The sequence below is a fragment of the Neisseria montereyensis genome (assembly GCF_024834045.1).
Taxonomy (GTDB): Bacteria; Pseudomonadota; Gammaproteobacteria; order Burkholderiales; family Neisseriaceae; genus Neisseria; species Neisseria montereyensis.
In genome coordinates this window covers 117,779-136,394 of record NZ_JANUXW010000001.1, presented here as the reverse complement: position 1 = coordinate 136,394, position 18,616 = coordinate 117,779, and the positions used below count along the sequence as shown (strand labels likewise).

Sequence of the window (18,616 nt, the reverse complement as noted above, 5' to 3'; positions counted from 1 at the left end):
AAACGCGTATTTTATTTCACATGCGGCGCAATAATTTGCAACATCTGCCCCAATACTTTCGGATTACCGGCAACAGTATCACCACTTTCCAGCCAATGCTCATTGCCCTGCATATCCGTTACAATGCCGCCGGCTTCCTGAACCATCAACGCACCCGCCGCAATATCCCAAGGCTTCAGGTTAAATTCAAAAAAGCCATCTAAGCGACCGCAGGCAACAGCACATAAATCCAAAGCAGCAGCTCCCTCACGGCGACCGCCTGCAGTTTTTGCTAAAAAATCTTTTAAAATAGCCAGATAAGTATCCATCATACTCTGATCAACAACCGGAAAGCCTGTACCAATCAAGCATCGGTTCAACTCAATACGGTTGGAAACCCGAATACGGCGGTCATTCAATAATGCGCCCTGCCCGCGTGAAGCCATATATAAATCATTACGTTCAGGCGCGTAAACCAATGCTTCCTGCAAAACACCTTTATGACGCAGTGCCATAGAAATCGCATATTGCGGATGGCCGTGCAAATAATTGGTGGTACCGTCTAGCGGATCAATAATCCATTCGTATTCGGCTGTTGTTTTACCATGAGCACCGCTTTCCTCCGCCAAAATTCTATGATGCGGATAAGCTTCTTTTAAGGCATCAACCAAAATCGCCTCTGCCGTACGATCAACATCGGAAACAAAATCATTAAACGCTTTGCTGTCGGTTTTCACCGCACTCAAATTGCTGGCGGCGCGAATCATCATATCGCCTGCCTTACGGGCAGCTTTAAAAGCAGTATTTAAAATCGGGTTCATGGCATTCTTTCTAATCAGGTACAATAAGTCTTAACGTAAAAACACAGTGTTTACGCTGTTTCCAATGTTGTTAAAGAGCTTTTCAGACGGCCTTTGGCTTTAATACTGTTTTTTTTCGAACACTATCCGAATATGCCGTCTAAAAAAAATATCAAGCTATTATTATACCCTTGTTACGAAAATAAAACATGATAAACCCTACACCAACTTTACCTACTTATCTTGATAATATCCACATTGTTTTAACCCGAACCAGCCACCCGGCCAATATCGGTTCAGCCGCACGCGCCATGAAAACCATGGGCTTACACCGCTTAACACTAGTCTCCCCACAATTGATTGCCACACCGATGACCGAACAGCCACCGATCTTCAATGCCGAACAACCGGAAAAATTTAAATTACCGGAAGAAAGCTTTGTACTGGCCTCCGGCGCCGCTGACGTTCTTCAAAATGCCCGTATAGTCGGCTCTCTAAAAGAAGCTTTAGCGGAAACCACTTTAAGCTGCGCACTAACCAGCCGTAAACGCGAATTAACCGCGCCCCTACAAACACCGCGCCAATTGGTTCCGGAACTGCTTCAAGCCGCTTCAGACGGCCATCAGGTTGCTTTAGTATTTGGCAATGAAACTTTCGGTTTAAGTATAGAAGAAGTACAAAACTGTAACCGACTGATGACAATTAACGGTAATCCCGAATATTTTTCTCTCAATCTGGCTCAAGCCGTACAAGTGGTATGCTATGAATTATTCAGCCAAACCGATATGCCGATGACACATTTAGAACAAGAAAACAATCCGGCAACACATAATCAAATCCTCGGTATGGTCGTGCATATGGAAAGTGTGATGAATGATGTTGGTTTCTTCAACCGCCGCAACAGTGAGCGATTAATGCGGCGTATGCAAAACCTCTTTTTCAGTGCCAATACACAACAAGAAGATATTGATATTCTTAGGGGATTTTTTAATACGGTTAAACGCCGGTTAAAAGAATAAGGCTTATAGGTTATTCAATATCAAAAATTTAACCATAATCTGATTTCAAATTTCATTATTTTTATTTATTTTGACCAACAAAAAAATGCCGTCTTCAGACGGCATTTTTCATCACATTCACAAAACTACTTATTGAGTTCGGCAAGCATGGCTTGGGTTTTTTCTAAAATTTCCCCACTTGATTCTTCTAAAAGTTCTTGAAGTGTTTCACGTGCTGCATCTGGATCACCAATCTCCATGTACATTTGTGCCAATTCATATTTAGCTTCAAGCGGAGCGGTCATACCTACGGATTCAGAAATAAATCCGCCATCACTTTGATTATCTTCCTCTTCAACGCTGATACTTTCCCATTCAATGGTTTCCGTATCATCGGCAGTAGCTAACTCAATCGGCGCACTTAAGTCTTCGGAATCTTGGAAAGAAATGCCACCTTCTTGTTGATCCTGAGACAATACGAAATCATCTTTAACTTCTTGAACAGTATCTTGTGACGAAGTAACCAAATTGGTCTCTTCAACCGATTCATCCTGTACATCAACTGTTTCAGATGTTGTATCAAACTGTACGCTATCGGATTCGGCAGGTGTTTCAGCAATATCAAAATCTAAAGGTGCAGGTGCAGCTACATCTGCTTCTGATTGCTCTACAGTTTGTACAGGCGCACTTTCAGATTCAGATGTTTGATCACCTACTATTTCGAACTCAAGTGCATTATCGTCTTGCTCTGCTGCTACAGACGTATTGCTTTCAGCCAATGAATCGGTATCTGCTTCAGCAGTTGCAATATCAGATACCTTATTCTCTGAAGGCGTATCTGTCGTTTCACTTATCTCAATAGCAGGCTGCTCATATTCGAGATCAGCCGGTTCTTGAACTTGCTCAACCAACGGTTGTAAGCCATCTTTCGGTGCTTCAACCGAATCAGCTTCCACTATTTCAGTATCAAGCTTGATATCTGTTTGCTCTTCTGCATCCAACGCCGCTTCATCAGTTTTGTTGGCATTCGCATCAAACTCAACAGCAATATGCTGATATTCGCTTTCAGGATCAGGTTCGTATACACTTTCCGTAGACTCAATCTTATCCCAGTCGGCATTCTGACGTTTTTGCGTTTCTTCGTCTTGGGTTAAAGAGCTGGAAACAATTGCTCCCTGTTCTTTATCAATCGCCCCTAGATCCAGATTAAAGTCTTCACCGGATTTTTCTACCGGAACTACTTCGGTTTCGGTGAAGAAGATATCGTCGTCAAAATCATCTTCTACATTCAGCGCATCATCGGGTTTGGAAGCCGCGGCAGTAGTAGCGGCAGTTGTAACCAATGCAGCTTTAACGGCCGGTTCCACATTATCTTTTGATGTTTTGGCATCTCTAGAAGATACGTCCGTTTCATTATTCTTGGCTGCATCTGTAAAAATATTGCTGTCTTGGCTGATATCGCTGTCTAAAACAATATCATCTTCTACTTCCACATCATCTGCAAAAATAGTATCCGGTGTTTGTTTTTTCTTACCTGCGGCTTTCAATAATAACCATAAGGCAATAGCAGCAATTCCGGCAAATAATAGCCAACGCCACCAGCCGCTATCTTCTTCACCAGAAGAGGCGGGCTGTTGTTCTTGTGCTGTATCTGTCGGTGCCATTTGAGATTGTGAGGCAGCCTCTTCTTCTGCAGATACTTCTGCAACGGCTTCACTGGCCATTTCAGGCACTTCCGAAGCGGCATTAACAGGCGCACTGGCAATTGCTGTTGTATCTTGTGTTTCGTTAGGGGTCTCATTCTCAACAGCAACTGACGGCGTTTCCGGTGACTGTTGTTCGGTCGCTTCTGCCGACGCGGATACTGTTTTTTCAACCTGCTCCTGTTTAGATGGTGCGGACTCTTTTACCTCACCGGTCGCTACCGGTTGTTGTGCAAGGCGTACCAACTCTTGTGCGGAAGGGATATTTAAAACTTTACCCGCATTGATCAAATTAGGATTTTGATTGGGAAACAAACTCGGGTTGGCAGCAACTAAAGCGTTAATCGTATCATGAACACTCAATCCACGCGGGCGCACTCTCTCGGCAATAGATGTCAGCGTTTCGCCATGACGAATGGTATAGTTACCGCGTAATATCTGTTGCTGTTTATCCGGTACATTCTCTGTATCTCGTCGAGCATCCTGTTTTTTGTTTGTTCGGGCAATAACCGCCGGTTTCCGACGTACAGTTTTTGCTTGCTCCTGCGCTTTTTTCTCTCTTAAATTTGTTTGCGCAGACGACCTGCGTTGCTCTTGAGCACGACTAGCTGTTTGATCGGCAACAACTTCTTGAGTATTAGCATTATTCGAACTTGTATTTTGTTCTGCTGAATAATCGGGCGGATCAATAATGGCGGTATATTGGCGCGATTGTGCCCCCACACCGATTTGAAAAACCAAAACGGGGTCATTAACCGGTGCATTAGAACGAATACTGATAACGGCATTATCGCCCGATTTTCTAACACTGGTCCGCAAATTATTGTTTGAGAGGGAAGCACTGCCGCCATTCAATAATATTTGAGCTTCCTCACCCGTTACCGTTACCGACCCGGAAAAAGGCTCACCAAGATTAGATTGAACGCTCAAACCACCCAAGCCGCCCATGGCCGACAATGATGTACTGAAAGCTAAGGAAGCCGCGATTAGTTTGATTTTATGATTGTTTTTCAAATTATATCCCCTGTCCAAGTTTTGCAGTCCAACTGCCTTTTAGTGTACAAGCTGCATAATATATGCGAATAGCCTACCCTGCCAAGTAAATCTGCTAATTTATGTAAATAACAAGCCGGAAATTGCAACTTTATAACCACTCTCGATATCCTCTTTGTAAAAAATCCGACAATCGGCTTATTTTTAAGACAGTCTGTTTAATTTTTATGTTGATTGACATAAATGATGCAAAAGAGTTCGTCTCACTGTATTATTGAGCAATTTAGAAAGAATCGGGATAATATACGCAGATGAAAATATTAAGTGATTTCATCGCCGTTATTTTGTTTTTCATTACTTATACGGTTACTAAAAATATCATTTGGGCCACTGCAGTAGCATTGATTGTCGGTATTATTCAAGCTGCTGTTGTTTGGATGAAGCATAAAAAGCTGGATACCATGCAGTGGGTCAGCCTAATATTGATTACGGTTTTGGGCGGCGCAACCATATTACTACATGACAAACGTTTTATCATGTGGAAACCGACATTATTATTTTGGGCAGGCGCCTTGGCTTTAAGCGGCAGCTTACTTTGGAAAAAAAACGGCCTTAAAGCAATGTTGGGTAAAGAAATCGAACTTGAAGACCATATTTGGCGCCGACTTACTATTGCCTGGGTGCTTTTTTTAATTTTTATGGGTTTAGCCAACCTTGCTGCTGCCTATATGCTTTCGGAAGCACAGTGGGTAAACTACAAATTGTTTGGTTCAACCGGTTTGATGATTCTTTTTGCATTGGCGCAAGGTGTTTATTTGAGCCGCCATCTACCTCAAAAGGATTAATTCATTTATGGAATATTTTATGTTATTGGCCACAGATGGCGAAGATGTACACGAAGCCAGAATGAAAGCACGCCCGGATCATCTCCGACGCTTAGAAAATCTGCGTGCTGAAGGCCGTTTGTTAACAGCAGGGCCCAACCCCCTGCCCGATAATCCCGATCGCTTTTCCGGCAGCTTAATTATTGCTCAATTTCAATCACTAGATGACGCAGAAACATGGGCCGGACAAGATCCTTATGTAGATGCCGGTGTTTATAATGAAATTTTGATTAGACCTTTTAAGGCGGTTTTTAAGTAAAATGGACATGCAGAAAACCATTGAGAGTCGGTTGGCAGAACTTAACCCCCTACATTTCGAATATCGTGATGACAGCCATCTGCACGCCGGACATGCCGGGAATAAAGGCGGCGGCCATTATGCCGTACTTATCGTTAGCGAAGCGTTCGACGGGGTGAGCCGCCTCAACCGCCAACGTTTGGTTAAAGATATGTTGCACGATTTATTTTCAGACGGCCTGATACACGCATTAAGCATTAAAGCCGTTACACCTGAAGAATACTTTCATTGATTCACACCCCTTATCAACCTTCACTTAACTAATTGAGAAAACTTATGAAAAAATCTTATTTTGCTTTGGCTCTGTTGACTACTTTAATATCCGGCAGCTTATGGGCGAAAACCTTGGTTACTGTTAACGGTACTAAAATCGACAGCTCCGAAATTGACGGACAAGTTAAAATTTTACAAAGTCAAAACCCCCAAATACCCGACAGCCCCGCGCTTCGCCAAGAGCTCACCCAGCGTCAGGTGATGGCAACCGTGGTTGCCCAAGAAGCGAAACGTTTAAAACTAGACCAATCCGCCGAATACAAAAAAGCCATAGCAGACGCACGCGCTGCGGCTAAAAAAGATGGCGTAGACAAACAATCCACATTCAAACAACAATGGGCAAGCTTTGAAAACGAAATGCTTAACCGTGCATTTATTGCCCACACCCTAAGCACCAATCCGATTAGCGAAAAAGACCTTCAAACCGCTTATAATGATTTCAAAAACTTTTACCAAGGCAGCTATGAAGTACAGTTAGGTGAAATCATTACCCGCAGCCGTGCCGATGCGGAAAAAGCCATTGCCGATTTAAAAGCCAAAAAAAGCTTTAAAACCGTGGCAAACCAATACTCTATCGATCCGGAAAGCAAACAGAACGGTGGTTTAAACCAAGATTATGTTAACCTGAAAGATTTAGAACAGGGTGCGCCTAATATATACTCAGCCGTTGGCCGGTTAAATAAAGGCGGATACACAACCACTCCGCTGGAGGGTGGAAATGGCGTATTCGGCGTATTTTATGTTAACGACAAACGTGCGACAAAAATTCCTTCTTACAATGATGCCAAAAACGGCTTAGCCGGCCAATTGCAAGCGGAACGTATCGACCGTGCCGTTGAAACATTACTCCGCAAAGCCAATATCAAATCAGCCAACTAAGCGAAAATAAAAGAAATATTAGTCATGATGAAAAAAACATATACATTTGCAGCCTTAACCGTTGCTTTAACCACTACCGGATTATTGGCAGCGGGCACTCCTCCCGAAATTGATTCCGCCCGAATTGACAGTATGGTGGCGCAAGAAATACAAAGAACGGAGGCATTACCTGCGGCCGAAAGACCCGACGGAGAAACATTACGCAAAAACATTACTACCCACCTTCAAACCGTTGAATTGCTAAAAAACGAAGCTTTCAAATTGGGCTTGGAAAAACTTCCCGAAGTTCAAAGCCAATTTAAAAACGCGGAAGCCGAGTTTTATGCAGGGCAGTATGTGCGCCACCTTGAAAACAATACCGAAGTCAGCGAAGCCGAGTTACGGACTTTTTACGACCAACAAACCCGTCTTGTAAAACTGCAACAAGTAAGCTTTGCAACCGAAGATGAAGCCCGTCAGGCACAGGGGTTGTTATTAAAAGGCTTATCATTTGAAGACTTAATGAAACGCTATCCGAATCCTGATCAGCAGCAAATGGATCAATTTATCCCACCCCAAATGCTGCCACAAGAATTAGCCGTGATCGTGAATAAAATGACACGGGGTCAAGTGACTTCCGACCCGGTGGCAATGAATGGTCAATTCTATCTATTCAAACTCGCAGCATCAGAACGCAATCCGGATGCGCAGCCGTTTGATCAGGTTCGAGATTTAGTTGCCCAACAACTCAAACAGCAAAGAGTACAGCAACAAATTGAAACCTTACTGAAAGACAATGGTATTGAAGTTCAATAAACTATAGTTTTCACAACAACCCGGCCGTCTGAAAATATTTTCAGACGGCTTTTATATTGTATTAATAACAACCCCAACCATGATTTCGACTATTCCGCCTACCAACATCCCAGCCATAAGTTATATTCAAATAACTGAAAAACCCACAGGATTGATTGACAAAAAAAGCCATGAATAAGATAATCAAAAAATTCATTTTTCGGCAATGCGGCCGAATATATTTTCGCGGAACGTTTTAAAGAAACTTATCCGCCTTTGTCAGGAGGTGATGTTTTCATCACGGCGGGTATCCGGCCAAGCCATCAGAGCAAACAGCGATACAATAAAAACCTATTGAAGCCGTCTGAAATATTGCATATTGCTTTTCGAGACGGCATGAAACCAAATTTATATATTTAATTTATTAAAGGAATATCAATGCCTGCAATTCGTGTTAAAGAAAATGAACCTTTTGAAGTTGCTATGCGTCGTTTCAAACGTGCAGTTGAAAAAACCGGTCTGCTGACTGAATTACGCGCCCGCGAAGCTTATGAAAAACCAACAACCGAGCGTAAACGTAAAAAAGCAGCCGCTGTAAAACGTTTGCAAAAACGCCTGCGCAGCCAACAACTGCCGCCAAAATACTATTAATTTAATATTTTTTATTAAATAAACGCAGTATGCACCGTAAAGCCATTGCTTTACGGTGTTTTGGCATTTTCACCAATAGAATCCGAACCCCTCCATAAATGATGACTCAAACACAATAATATTAAGCAGCCGAAAACTTGTTTTTTACCCAAACAGTACCCATTCACATAATATCTTTCACTTTTAAAGCGATATCACCATGAGTCTGAAAGCACAATTAACCGAAGACATGAAAGCAGCGATGCGCGCCAAAGAGAGTGTCAAACTTTCCACCATCCGCCTGATTAACGCCGCCATCAAACAATTTGAAGTTGACGAACGTACCGAAGCGGATGATACCAAAGTGATTGCCATTATTACCAAAATGGTCAAACAGCGGAATGACAGCGCAAAAATTTATACCGAAGCCGGCAGAACCGATCTGGCAGATAAAGAAAATGCCGAAATCGAAATATTGAAACACTATCTGCCGCAAATGATGTCGGAAGATGAAATCCGTGCTGCCGTTACTTCGGCAGTAGCCGAAACCGGTGCCTCCGGTATGGCGGATATGGGCAAAGTTATGGGCCTACTCAAAACCCGCTTGGCAGGCAAAGCCGATATGGGCCAAGTTAATAAAATCCTCAAAGCTGTTTTAACGGCCTAAGTAACACCTATACCAGTACGGCTATTTGATTTTTCAGACGGCCTCAAATGTAAGACACCATGATACCCAGTGAATTTATAGACGAACTGTTGGCTAAAGTCGATATCGTCGATATTATCGACGAGCATGTTCCGCTGAAAAAAGGCGGCGCAAACTATATGGCTTGCTGCCCTTTTCATAAAGAAAAGTCACCGTCTTTTTCGGTAAGCCCGCAAAAACAGTTTTACCACTGTTTCGGTTGCGGCGCACATGGCTCGGCTATCGGTTTCATTATGGAATATCAGGGCTTGAGTTTTACCGAAGCCGTACAATATCTGGCCGACCGTGTCGGCATGACCGTACCGCGCACAGCCGGCAGGCAGGAAAACCCGCAAGAGCGTGCAGAACGCAAAAAGAAACAGCAAACACTGGAAGAAACCACCGAAGCCGCCGCAGTTTTCTATGCAGGCCGTCTGAAACAAGATGCACGCGCAAACCAATATTTGGCAAAGCGCGGATTAAGTGCGGAAATTATCGAACATTACGGCTTGGGCTACGCGCCCGACAGCTGGCAGCCTTTGGCACAGGTTTTCCAGCCCTATCCCAACACGCCGTTAGTCGAAAGCGGCATGGTGATTGAAAAAGACGGCAAATATTACGACCGTTTCCGCGACCGCATTATGTTCCCCATCCGTAACCAACGCGGACAAGTCATCGGTTTCGGCGGGCGGATTTTGGATAAAGGCGAACCCAAATACCTGAATTCACCCGAAACCCCTTTGTTTGATAAAGGCAAAAACCTCTACGGCCTACACGAAGGCCGTGCCGCCATTAAAGACGCCCAACGCATTTTAGTGGTCGAAGGTTATATGGACGTGGTCGCACTGGCGCAATTCGGCATCGGATACAGCGTTGCCGCACTCGGCACGGCCACCACTGCCGATCACGTTAAAATATTGATGCGCCAAACCGACAGCATTTATTTCTGTTTCGACGGCGACCGTGCCGGGCGCAAAGCCGCATGGCGGGCATTGGAAAACGCCCTACCCCAACTCAAAGACGATAAAGCCCTACATTTTTTATTTTTGCCCGAAGAGCACGACCCGGACAGCTATATACGCGCCTATGGCAAAACACAATTTGAAGATGCCCTGTTAAACCAAAGCAAGCCTTTATCAGCCTATTTTTGGGATGCCCTTTCAGACGGCCTCAACCTAAACACACAAGAAGGCAAAGCGGAACTCATCAAAACCAGTTCCCCCTTATTGGTACAAATCAAAGCCCCCGCTTTGGCTTTTCTGCTCAAACAACAATTAAGCGAACTGGTCGGCATTGATTCTGATAACTTGGCACGTTTATTAGGTGAAGAAATACCGAAACGCCAAGCCAAACAAAAAAGTTACAAACTGCCGAAAGAAACCTTTAAGCAACCGAAAATGTCTACATTGGCAGAAAGACAGATACGCAGCCTCTTGATAAATCCGTCATGGGCAGCATATATAGAAATACCCGAATATCTAACCCTAACCGGCGATTTTGCCTGTTTGGCCAATCTGTCCGAAATGATTAAAAATCAGCCGCAGATACCGGGTAGCGCACAAATTTTAGAACACATGCGCGGTACGCCCTATGAAAGCACCGTGAACCGCATCTTCCAAAATGCCATGAAAGAGCCGGAAGCATTAGAGAGCGATAGCGCGGAAGATTGTGAAAATTTCAGAATCGGCATGAAAAAGTTGTTAAATGAGTTAAAATACGCCCAAATTGAAATTTTGAAAGAAAAAAACCGGCAGAGCGGTTTGAGCGAAAGTGAAAAAAAACTGCTGCTGGCTTTACTGATACCGGCCAAACCCTAAATATTGAATTGATAAAGATGTGCCGTCTGAAAACCTAACCCTGCTGCGAAGAATCACATACTGTTCCGCAGAATACCCTTTTATTGTTTCAGACGACCGCTCCCCATTAAACCGTTTTCAAACGAGATCCATTTTTATGTCTAACCAAAATACCGATAACCGTGATAACGAACATGAAGAGCAAGACGATTCCCGCCCGCTGACCCTCGAAGAGCAGCGGGCCCGTTTACGCCAGCTCATTATTATGGGCAAAGAGCGCGGCTATATTACCTATTCGGAAATCAACGATGCGCTGCCGGACGATATGTCGGATGCCGAACAAATCGACAATATCGTCAGCATGATTGCCGGCTTGGGTATCCAAGTGACCGAACAGGCGCCCGATGCCGAAGAAATGCTGATGAGCGACAATACCGCCGCGATTACCGACGACGATGCCGTAGCCGAAGCCGAAGCCGCCTTATCCAGCGTAGACAGCGAATTCGGCCGCACCACCGACCCCGTGCGCATGTATATGCGTGAAATGGGACAGGTTGACCTGCTCACGCGCGAAGATGAAATCATTATCGCCAAAAAAATCGAAAATGCCCTGAAAAACATGGTTCAGGCTATTTCCGCCTGCCCGGGTTCGATTGCCGAAATCCTCGAACTCATCCAACGTATCCGCGAAGATGAAATCAAGGTCGACGAAGTGGTCGAAGCCATTATCGACCCCAATGAGGTTTTGCTGAACGAATTGGGCTTGGGGCATTTGGAAACTACCCCTGCTGCTGCAACCAGTGACAACAATGAAACCAATGACGACGATGATGACGACAGCGACGATGATAGCGACGATGAAGAGGAAGAAGAAGAAAGTGCCGAAGCCATTGCCGCTACCAACCTTGCCGAGTTGCGTCAAAAAGTATTGGATCACTTCGACCTTATCCAAGCAGACTACGACAAGATGATTGCCGCGCTATCCGAACATGATAGCCGCCATGAGGAATACCTCAAATATCGCGATGCCATTGCATCCAAGCTATTGGAAGTACGCTTCGGTACCCGTCAAATCGAAAGCCTGAGCAACAGCCTGCGCGAAAAAGTCGACAATATCCGCAAACTGGAACGTGAAATACGCGATATCTGTTTAGACCGTGTTCACATGGATAGAGACTATTTCATTCACTACTTCTTACCGCAAATCACCAATTTGAATTGGGTTGAAGAAGAAGTTGCCAAAGGCAAAGTATGGAGCGACGCACTCGACCGCTTCCGCCATGCCATTGTTGAAAAACAAACCGAACTGGCTGCAATGGAAACCGAAACCCGCATTTCCATTGAAGAGCTGAAAGAAATCAATAAAAACATGGTCATCAGCGAAAAAGAAACCGCTGCGGCCAAACAAGAAATGATTCAGGCCAACTTGCGTTTGGTGATTTCCATTGCCAAGAAATACACCAACCGCGGCCTGCAATTCCTAGACTTGATTCAAGAAGGCAATATCGGCCTGATGAAAGCGGTAGACAAATTCGAATACCGCCGCGGCTATAAATTCTCAACCTATGCCACTTGGTGGATACGCCAAGCCATTACCCGTTCGATTGCCGACCAAGCGCGTACCATCCGCATTCCGGTTCACATGATTGAAACCATCAATAAAATGAACCGCATTTCGCGCCAATATCTGCAAGAAAACGGTGAAGACCCCGATTCTGCCAAATTGGCCGAATTGATGGAAATGCCCGAAGATAAAATCCGCAAAATCATGAAAATCGCCAAAGAGCCGATTTCGATGGAAACCCCTATCGGTGACGACGATGATTCACATTTGGGCGACTTTATCGAAGACCTCAACAATATCGCACCGGCCGATGCCGCGATGTATTCCAGCCTACACGAAGTAACCAAAGAAGTGCTGGAAAGCCTAACACCGCGTGAAGCCAAAGTATTGCGTATGCGCTTCGGTATCGACATGAATACCGACCACACGCTTGAGGAAGTGGGCAAACAGTTCGACGTAACCCGCGAACGCATCCGCCAAATCGAAGCCAAAGCCTTGCGTAAACTTCGTCATCCGACCCGAAGCGACCGCCTGAAAAGCTTCTTGGACAGTGAAGAAAACAAACAGCCTTAATAGGTTGGCATGCTGAAGCGATATTAAGAGGCCGTCTGAAAATATTTTCAGACGGCCTCTTTTGATAATCCGAACCATGCAAAAATATAACCGCTATCCCGTTATAATTCATCCTCAAACTCAAATTTACGCAACAGTCGTGCCTGACATTCCGCCAAATGTTTACGCATCATATTCCGCGCTTTCGTGCCTTTGCCCGCCACCAAATAATCCAAAATCTCGCGGTGCTCGCAATAAGTATGGCGCAGACGGTCTTTCGGTGCGTCGAATACGGCGATAATCAAAGACGAACGTGCGCATAAACGGTTAACAATGCCCAGCAATACATCGTTATCCAATAACCGTGCCAATTCAACATGGAATGCATTGGACAAACGGTTCCAACTCACACGGTCGGAACGGTTAAAAGCGGCTTCTTCCCGCTCTATCAACTCATAAAGCGGGCGGGTACGCTCTGCCAAGTCGGGTTCGTCCAACAACATATTGATAATGGTTTCTTCCAACGCCACCCGCATTTTAAATACATCTTGTGTTTCTTTGGCATCGGGCACATGCACAAAAGCCCCTCTGTTTGGCTGCAAATCCACAATTTTATCGTGTGCCAATAAAGACAGCGCACTGCGTACCGTGCTGCGGGAACACATCATCCGGCGGCATAAATCGGACTCGGTCAGTTTGTGGCCCGGCCGTAATTTATGGTCGGTAATGCCGTCGAGAATTTCCGCATACACACGGAAAAGCTCTGAATCATGGCGCTCTTCAAGTATCGACGAAATGGTAGGCGCTTCAGTCAAATAATCTAGGGTTTCACTCATACGATTTTTTTCTGCCTGTTGGTAGGCGGTTACAGCAGATAGGCAGTAGCGAATACCGCCTTATCCGGTTGCATACGACATCATAAAAATTTCTTTAATATTCCGTTAGGCTTTAAGCCAAAGAACATGCGGTAAAATCAATAACAGGGAACTGCTTAACGGCTTCCCTTGCCATTTTCCGCATGGCGTTATCCGATAGGTGCCGAATTATAAACCATCATCCGGTTTACGGCATTAAGGCCGTCTGAAAGACTCTATCACAATAATTGCTTCAAAAATCAAAGCCATCATACCCGAATCATGCCAATCATGCTGCAAAAGCTTTCAGACGGCCTGCTTGATTATGTTGATGATTTGAAATGCAGAAAATCAAACGGCGGCAATTTCAAAACTATGCGATATTTTAGCAGCCTTGCCCAACATAATCGAAGCCGAACAATATTTCTCGGCCGACATCTGTACGGCTTTTTCAATCGCACTTTCTTTTAAATCGCGACCAATCACTTTAAAGTGGATATGAATTTCGGTGAACACACGCGGCGTCGTGTCGGCACGCTTTGCCGTTACCGTAGCCTGACAATCGACAATATCCTGCCGCTGTTTCTCGGCAATCATCACTACGTCGATACTCGAACAGCCGGCGACACCGAGTAACAGCATTTCCATCGGGCTGGGCCCTCGTTTGGTATGCCCTTCGGCTGCCATGCCTTCCATCACCACACTATGGCCACTTTCGGTTGTCGCCACAAAACAACTGCCGTCCAACCATTTTGATGTTATCTGCATGATTTATTATTCCTTATGAAGCGGTTGTTCCGATACCAAAATACCGTCCGAATCGCTGTATAGATAATGGCCCGGTGTAAAGGTAATGCCGCCAAAGCTTACCGGCACATCCACCTCGCCCGCACCGTCTTTAGCACTTTTACGCGGATTGCTGCCCAATGCTTTCACACCGAATTCCATATCGTTAATGGCTTCATTGTCGCGAATCGGGCCGAAAATCACCGCCCCCGCCCAACCATTGGCCGCACCGGCGCCGGCAATCATATCGCCCATTAGCGCGCTATACAAATCACCCCCGCCATCAACCACCAATACCTCGCCATCGGAATGGCTGTTCATTAATTTTTTCACCAAGCCGTTATCACGATGGCAACGAATGGTGCGGATTTTACCGCAGAAGCGATGGCGGCGGCCGAAGTGGCGGAATTGGGTTTCGCAAGACGGGGTATCCGGCGCGATATCAATCAAATCCGCAGTCACAAAATCATATTTCTCACTCATTTTTTACTCCTTTTTTATCGTTTCTTATATTATTTCAGACGGCCTATTCATACTACTCAAGCCGTCTGAAACCATAATGATAAGGAAACGGCCTATACCGTTTCTCTGTAAAAAACAGCTTATTCAATATTATTCATCATGGTTTTGCAGCAGCCAGTGCACATAACGGCTGACCCCTTCGTCTACATCAAAAAATGCATCCTGATAACCGGCTTCGCGCAAACGGGAAATATCCGCTTGGGTAAAACTTTGATACTTGCCTTTAAGTGCATCGGGGAACGGAATATAACGAATCAATTCCTCTTTTACCAACTCTTGCAAACTCATTGCCGCTTCGCCCTCGGCCACACGGCAGGCATTTACCGTTGCCGCTGCCAAATCGTTAAACGGCTGGCTACGCCCCGTACCCAAGTTAAAGATGCCGGATTTATCAGGGTTGTCTAAGAAAAACAGATTCACTTTCACCACATCTTCCACGCTCACAAAGTCGCGCATTTGCTCGCCTTTGCCATAGCCGTCGTTTTCACCGAACAGGTTCACATAGCCTTGCGTGCGGTATTGGTTGAAATGATGGAATGCCACCGAAGCCATGCGGTCTTTGTGTTGTTCGTGCGGGCCGTAAACATTGAAATAACGGAAACCGGCCACTTGCGCGGTCAACCCTGCCGCCATACGGCGGCGCACCACTTGGTCGAACAGGAATTTGGAATAGCCATACACATTCAGCGGTTTTTCCAATTCGCGCTCTTCGCGGAAAATCTCGCCCTTACCATACACCGCCGCACTGGAAGCGTATAAAAACGGAATCCGCTCGTCCTGACACCAGTCCAATAAATCCAAGCTGTATTGGTAGTTGTTTTCCATCATATACAGGCCGTTATGTTCCATCGTATCGGAACAGGCACCATCATGGAAAACAGCCTCGATTTCATCAAACGGCAGTACATGCTCACGCACCTGACGGATAAATTCATGCTTATCCAGATAATGGGCGATTTCGCATTCGGCCAGATTTTTGAATTTTTCACCACGGGTCAGATTATCGACGGCAACGATATCGGTAATCCCGCGTTCGTTTAACGCTTTAACAATATTGCTGCCGATAAAACCGGCGGCACCGGTGACAATAATGGTCATTATCTTTTCCTTTTATTGATTGGCGGTCGTCTGAAAATGATTCAGACGGCCTTTTCATCTATTTATTCAAGCAATCCTATGCTTTCTACTTATCTGTACAATAGATTAGCTACCTATAATGGTTTTCAATAAATTGACAACAGAAGCAGCGGAAACACTATTAATAAGATTTTCTGTTAGTGTACTTAAAGCAGCGCCTTTAACAGTTCCTACCACTTCCTTTAGTGCATTTTTCTCTTCTTTGGTTATATCCGCTTCTTCTATTTTAGCGGCCAATAGTTCTTGAATAGTATCGTTATGCAGCTTAACAGTCACAACGCCAATGATAGCGGAAAGCCCGCCATCATCTGCTAAAAAATCAAATGCTTTTTCAGTAGGCTTTGTTAAAGACCATATAACATCTGGTATGGTACTATGAATATAAGTATTTTCTTTACACTCTAACATTCCATGCATTTGTAGATATAAAATAGTACCTACAACTTCTTTTTGACCATAGTCTTCTATTAATTCATTATAAAAATCCTCGTTAGGAAAGCATGGAAAACATTCAGTCAAATGTCTCAATATCTTTTCTTGAAGTTCTCTATTAATTTGCATAAATACTTTCTTAAGGCCGTCTGAAAATGATTCAAATAGTTTTCAGACGGCCTGTTCTTGTTCTTTTAACGCCGCAGTCAGCTCTTCAAACGAACACACGGCCGTACCGAGTTTGGCCACCACCACGCCGGCGGCGGTATTGGCAAGGTGCATGGCTTCGGTTAAATCGTATCCTGCCGCCAAGCCCAAGCCCATACTGGCGATAACGGTATCCCCTGCGCCGGAAACGTCGTACACTTCCTGAGCGCGGGTGGGCTGATTGTCGATCTGGCTGCTGCGGAACAGCGTCATGCCCTCCTCGCTGCGGGTCAGCAACAATGCTTCCAATTCGAGATGGCGGCGCAGGCTTTGGGTTTTTTCCACCAATTCTTCTTCATTGCGCCAACTGCCCACCACTTCTTTTAATTCGGCACGGTTGGGCGTGAGCAGGGTCGCGCCGGCGTATTTTTCGTAATCATCGCCTTTCGGGTCGATCAACACGGGTTTGCCGGCCAAGCGGGCGCTTTCTATCATGGCGGCAACGTGCAACAATCCGCCTTTGCCATAATCCGACAGCACCACCACATCATATTGCGGCAATAATTGTTGGTATTGTTCTTTCACCGAGTCGAGAATTTCCCGATGCGGTATTTCTTCAAAATCAAGGCGGATAAGCTGTTGGTTGCGGGCGACCACACGCAGCTTAACGGTGGTGGCGATTTCAGGGTCGCGCATCATATAAGAGGCTACCCCGTCCTGCCGCATCAATTCTTCAAGCGCCGACGCGGCTTCATCATCGCCGGTAACCGACAATAAAGCGGCCTGCCCGCCGAGCGAAGCAATATTACGCGCCACATTGGCAGCACCGCCCGCCCGTTGTTCGACGGTGGCGATTTTGGCAACGGGTACGGGGGCTTCCGGTGAAATACGGGAAACATCGCCGAACCAGTAGCGGTCGAGCATCACATCGCCCACCACCAAAACACGGGCTTGAGCCAAGCGGGATTGTAATTGTTGGGTATCGGCATTAAGAACCATGCGCTTATCCGTTATGTATGATTGAAAAATATGAAACCGATGGTTTTCAGACGGCATCACGTTATCAGGCCGTCTGAAAACCAATTATAAGCCGTTCACCGCTGCATTCACTTCACGCAATACGGCGACGGGGTCGGTCGCCAAAGTCACCGGACGCCCCATCACCAAATAAGTGGAGCCGGCAGCCAATGCTTCGGCAGGGGTCATAATACGGCGTTGGTCGTCGTTATTGTCGGCAACATTCAAACGGATGCCGGGCGTTACCAATACAAAATCTTCGCCCAAAGTACGGCGTAGCGGTGCCGCTTCATGCGCCGAACAAACCACGCCGTCCAAACCGGAATGTTTGGCCAACTCCGCCCAACGCACAACCAAATCTTCCACCGGTATATCGATACCGATTTCTCTCAAATCGCTTTGTTCCATACTGGTGAGCACCGTCACACCAATCAGCAGCGGCTTTTGGGCATGGTTGGCCACGGCTTCTGCGGCCGCTTCCATCATCCGCCGACCGCCGGAAACATGCATATCCACCATCCAAACGCCGATATCCGCCGCCGCTTTACAAGCTTGGGCAACGGTGTTGGGAATATCGTGGTATTTCAAATCAAGAAAAATCTGAAAGCCCTGATGAATCAGCTTTTCAACCAAGCTGCGGCCGGTTGCGGTAAACAATTCCTTGCCGATTTTCAGACGGCATAAGCTGGGGTCGAGGCGGCGCACAAAGGCTAAGGTGTCTTGTTCGTTGGCAAAATCCAAAGCCACGATAACCGGCGTGCGGGTGGTTTCGGTGTTGAAGTCGGTGATAAATGGGTTCATAACAGTTTCCGTATCGGTTTCTTCAGACGGCCTGCCGCAAAATAAAACAGGCCGTCTGAAACAATCAAATGTCTTCCGATTCTATCAGCTTTTACGCCGTTTCCGCATGATA

19 protein-coding genes are annotated in these 18,616 nt (G+C 45.6%); 10 read left to right on the top strand and 9 right to left on the bottom strand.

The annotated features are described in order from the left end of the window. Positions 1 to 11 precede the first annotated feature (11 nt). Positions 12 to 800: an inositol monophosphatase family protein gene (locus tag NXS09_RS00650; protein WP_259290637.1), complete on the bottom strand. Its 789-nt coding sequence runs from the start codon at positions 798 to 800 to the stop codon at positions 12 to 14. A 188-nt stretch (positions 801 to 988) separates the two neighbouring features. On the opposite strand from NXS09_RS00650, the gene NXS09_RS00645 reads away from it, so the two are divergent. Next, positions 989 to 1,798, top strand: coding sequence for an RNA methyltransferase (locus NXS09_RS00645; RefSeq protein WP_259290636.1), 810 nt, complete (start codon positions 989 to 991; stop codon positions 1,796 to 1,798). Positions 1,799 to 1,923: 125 nt separating this feature from the next. Here NXS09_RS00645 and NXS09_RS00640 read toward each other — a convergent pair whose 3' ends face one another. Next, positions 1,924 to 4,494, bottom strand: coding sequence for a motility hub landmark protein FimV (locus NXS09_RS00640; RefSeq protein ID WP_259290635.1), 2,571 nt, complete (start codon positions 4,492 to 4,494; stop codon positions 1,924 to 1,926). A gap of 290 nt (positions 4,495 to 4,784) precedes the next feature. Here NXS09_RS00640 and NXS09_RS00635 point away from each other — a divergent pair, with 290 nt between their 5' ends. From NXS09_RS00635 to rpoD, 9 genes are all read left to right on the top strand, one after another. Beyond that, the gene (locus tag NXS09_RS00635) at positions 4,785 to 5,318 is read left to right on the top strand and encodes a septation protein A (protein WP_259290634.1); all 534 of its coding nucleotides are present in this window, start codon (positions 4,785 to 4,787) and stop codon (positions 5,316 to 5,318) included. A 7-nt stretch (positions 5,319 to 5,325) separates the two neighbouring features. Continuing rightward, positions 5,326 to 5,616, top strand: a complete 291-nt coding sequence (locus NXS09_RS00630) for a YciI family protein (protein WP_259290633.1) — start codon at positions 5,326 to 5,328, stop codon at positions 5,614 to 5,616. Between the two features lies 1 nt (position 5,617). Beyond that, positions 5,618 to 5,887, top strand: a complete 270-nt coding sequence (locus NXS09_RS00625) for a BolA family protein (RefSeq protein WP_259290632.1) — start codon at positions 5,618 to 5,620, stop codon at positions 5,885 to 5,887. A gap of 44 nt (positions 5,888 to 5,931) precedes the next feature. Then, a complete protein-coding gene (locus NXS09_RS00620; RefSeq protein ID WP_259290631.1) occupies positions 5,932 to 6,807 on the top strand; it encodes a peptidylprolyl isomerase in 876 nt (291 codons plus the stop codon). Positions 6,808 to 6,834: 27 nt separating this feature from the next. Beyond that, positions 6,835 to 7,602, top strand: coding sequence for a peptidylprolyl isomerase (locus NXS09_RS00615; RefSeq protein ID WP_259290941.1), 768 nt, complete (start codon positions 6,835 to 6,837; stop codon positions 7,600 to 7,602). A 417-nt stretch (positions 7,603 to 8,019) separates the two neighbouring features. Then, a complete protein-coding gene (gene rpsU, locus NXS09_RS00610; protein WP_151050336.1) occupies positions 8,020 to 8,232 on the top strand; it encodes a 30S ribosomal protein S21 in 213 nt (70 codons plus the stop codon). 199 nt (positions 8,233 to 8,431) lie between these two features. Beyond that, positions 8,432 to 8,878, top strand: a complete 447-nt coding sequence (locus NXS09_RS00605; RefSeq protein WP_259290630.1) for a GatB/YqeY domain-containing protein — start codon at positions 8,432 to 8,434, stop codon at positions 8,876 to 8,878. 59 nt (positions 8,879 to 8,937) lie between these two features. Continuing rightward, positions 8,938 to 10,713: a DNA primase gene (dnaG, locus tag NXS09_RS00600; RefSeq protein ID WP_259290629.1), complete on the top strand. Its 1,776-nt coding sequence runs from the start codon at positions 8,938 to 8,940 to the stop codon at positions 10,711 to 10,713. Between the two features lie 136 nt (positions 10,714 to 10,849). Then, positions 10,850 to 12,829, top strand: a complete 1,980-nt coding sequence (gene rpoD / locus NXS09_RS00595; protein WP_259290628.1) for an RNA polymerase sigma factor RpoD — start codon at positions 10,850 to 10,852, stop codon at positions 12,827 to 12,829. Positions 12,830 to 12,930: 101 nt separating this feature from the next. On the opposite strand, the gene NXS09_RS00590 is transcribed toward rpoD, so the two are convergent. The 7 genes from NXS09_RS00590 to pyrF all read right to left on the bottom strand — a co-directional run bounded on the left by NXS09_RS00590 (position 12,931) and on the right by pyrF (position 18,504). Further along, the gene (locus NXS09_RS00590; protein ID WP_259290627.1) at positions 12,931 to 13,644 is read right to left on the bottom strand and encodes a GntR family transcriptional regulator; all 714 of its coding nucleotides are present in this window, start codon (positions 13,642 to 13,644) and stop codon (positions 12,931 to 12,933) included. 369 nt (positions 13,645 to 14,013) lie between these two features. Beyond that, positions 14,014 to 14,430 carry an OsmC family protein gene (locus NXS09_RS00585; protein WP_259290626.1) on the bottom strand — a complete coding sequence of 139 codons (417 nt, stop codon included), beginning with the start codon at positions 14,428 to 14,430 and terminating at the stop codon, positions 14,014 to 14,016. 6 nt (positions 14,431 to 14,436) lie between these two features. Beyond that, a complete protein-coding gene (gene rraA, locus NXS09_RS00580) occupies positions 14,437 to 14,931 on the bottom strand; it encodes a ribonuclease E activity regulator RraA (protein WP_259290625.1) in 495 nt (164 codons plus the stop codon). Positions 14,932 to 15,060: 129 nt separating this feature from the next. Next, the gene (gene rfaD, locus NXS09_RS00575) at positions 15,061 to 16,068 is read right to left on the bottom strand and encodes an ADP-glyceromanno-heptose 6-epimerase (RefSeq protein WP_259290624.1); all 1,008 of its coding nucleotides are present in this window, start codon (positions 16,066 to 16,068) and stop codon (positions 15,061 to 15,063) included. A gap of 105 nt (positions 16,069 to 16,173) precedes the next feature. Further along, the gene (locus NXS09_RS00570; RefSeq protein ID WP_259290623.1) at positions 16,174 to 16,668 is read right to left on the bottom strand and encodes a hypothetical protein; all 495 of its coding nucleotides are present in this window, start codon (positions 16,666 to 16,668) and stop codon (positions 16,174 to 16,176) included. A gap of 42 nt (positions 16,669 to 16,710) precedes the next feature. Further along, on the bottom strand, positions 16,711 to 17,685 hold the full coding sequence (gene rfaE1, locus NXS09_RS00565) for a D-glycero-beta-D-manno-heptose-7-phosphate kinase (RefSeq protein WP_259290622.1): 975 nt from the start codon (positions 17,683 to 17,685) through the stop codon (positions 16,711 to 16,713). Between the two features lie 84 nt (positions 17,686 to 17,769). Then, positions 17,770 to 18,504 (bottom strand): orotidine-5'-phosphate decarboxylase, encoded by a 735-nt coding sequence (gene pyrF / locus NXS09_RS00560; protein ID WP_259290621.1) that lies wholly within the window; start codon positions 18,502 to 18,504, stop codon positions 17,770 to 17,772. Positions 18,505 to 18,616: the final 112 nt, after the last annotated feature.

What these genes read in the sequence shown, in the direction of transcription:
- NXS09_RS00650 (WP_259290637.1), bottom strand. Translation starts at nt 800, where the DNA reads ATGAACCCGATTTTAAATACTGCTTTTAAAGCTGCCCGTAAGGCAGGC.
- NXS09_RS00645 (WP_259290636.1), top strand. Translation starts at nt 989, where the DNA reads ATGATAAACCCTACACCAACTTTACCTACTTATCTTGATAATATCCAC.
- NXS09_RS00635 (WP_259290634.1), top strand. Translation starts at nt 4,785, where the DNA reads ATGAAAATATTAAGTGATTTCATCGCCGTTATTTTGTTTTTCATTACT.
- NXS09_RS00630 (WP_259290633.1), top strand. Translation starts at nt 5,326, where the DNA reads ATGGAATATTTTATGTTATTGGCCACAGATGGCGAAGATGTACACGAA.
- NXS09_RS00625 (WP_259290632.1), top strand. Translation starts at nt 5,618, where the DNA reads ATGGACATGCAGAAAACCATTGAGAGTCGGTTGGCAGAACTTAACCCC.
- NXS09_RS00620 (WP_259290631.1), top strand. Translation starts at nt 5,932, where the DNA reads ATGAAAAAATCTTATTTTGCTTTGGCTCTGTTGACTACTTTAATATCC.
- NXS09_RS00615 (WP_259290941.1), top strand. Translation starts at nt 6,835, where the DNA reads ATGAAAAAAACATATACATTTGCAGCCTTAACCGTTGCTTTAACCACT.
- rpsU (WP_151050336.1), top strand. Translation starts at nt 8,020, where the DNA reads ATGCCTGCAATTCGTGTTAAAGAAAATGAACCTTTTGAAGTTGCTATG.
- NXS09_RS00605 (WP_259290630.1), top strand. Translation starts at nt 8,432, where the DNA reads ATGAGTCTGAAAGCACAATTAACCGAAGACATGAAAGCAGCGATGCGC.
- dnaG (WP_259290629.1), top strand. Translation starts at nt 8,938, where the DNA reads ATGATACCCAGTGAATTTATAGACGAACTGTTGGCTAAAGTCGATATC.
- rpoD (WP_259290628.1), top strand. Translation starts at nt 10,850, where the DNA reads ATGTCTAACCAAAATACCGATAACCGTGATAACGAACATGAAGAGCAA.
- NXS09_RS00590 (WP_259290627.1), bottom strand. Translation starts at nt 13,644, where the DNA reads ATGAGTGAAACCCTAGATTATTTGACTGAAGCGCCTACCATTTCGTCG.
- NXS09_RS00585 (WP_259290626.1), bottom strand. Translation starts at nt 14,430, where the DNA reads ATGCAGATAACATCAAAATGGTTGGACGGCAGTTGTTTTGTGGCGACA.
- rraA (WP_259290625.1), bottom strand. Translation starts at nt 14,931, where the DNA reads ATGAGTGAGAAATATGATTTTGTGACTGCGGATTTGATTGATATCGCG.
- rfaD (WP_259290624.1), bottom strand. Translation starts at nt 16,068, where the DNA reads ATGACCATTATTGTCACCGGTGCCGCCGGTTTTATCGGCAGCAATATT.
- NXS09_RS00570 (WP_259290623.1), bottom strand. Translation starts at nt 16,668, where the DNA reads ATGCAAATTAATAGAGAACTTCAAGAAAAGATATTGAGACATTTGACT.
- rfaE1 (WP_259290622.1), bottom strand. Translation starts at nt 17,685, where the DNA reads ATGGTTCTTAATGCCGATACCCAACAATTACAATCCCGCTTGGCTCAA.
- pyrF (WP_259290621.1), bottom strand. Translation starts at nt 18,504, where the DNA reads ATGAACCCATTTATCACCGACTTCAACACCGAAACCACCCGCACGCCG.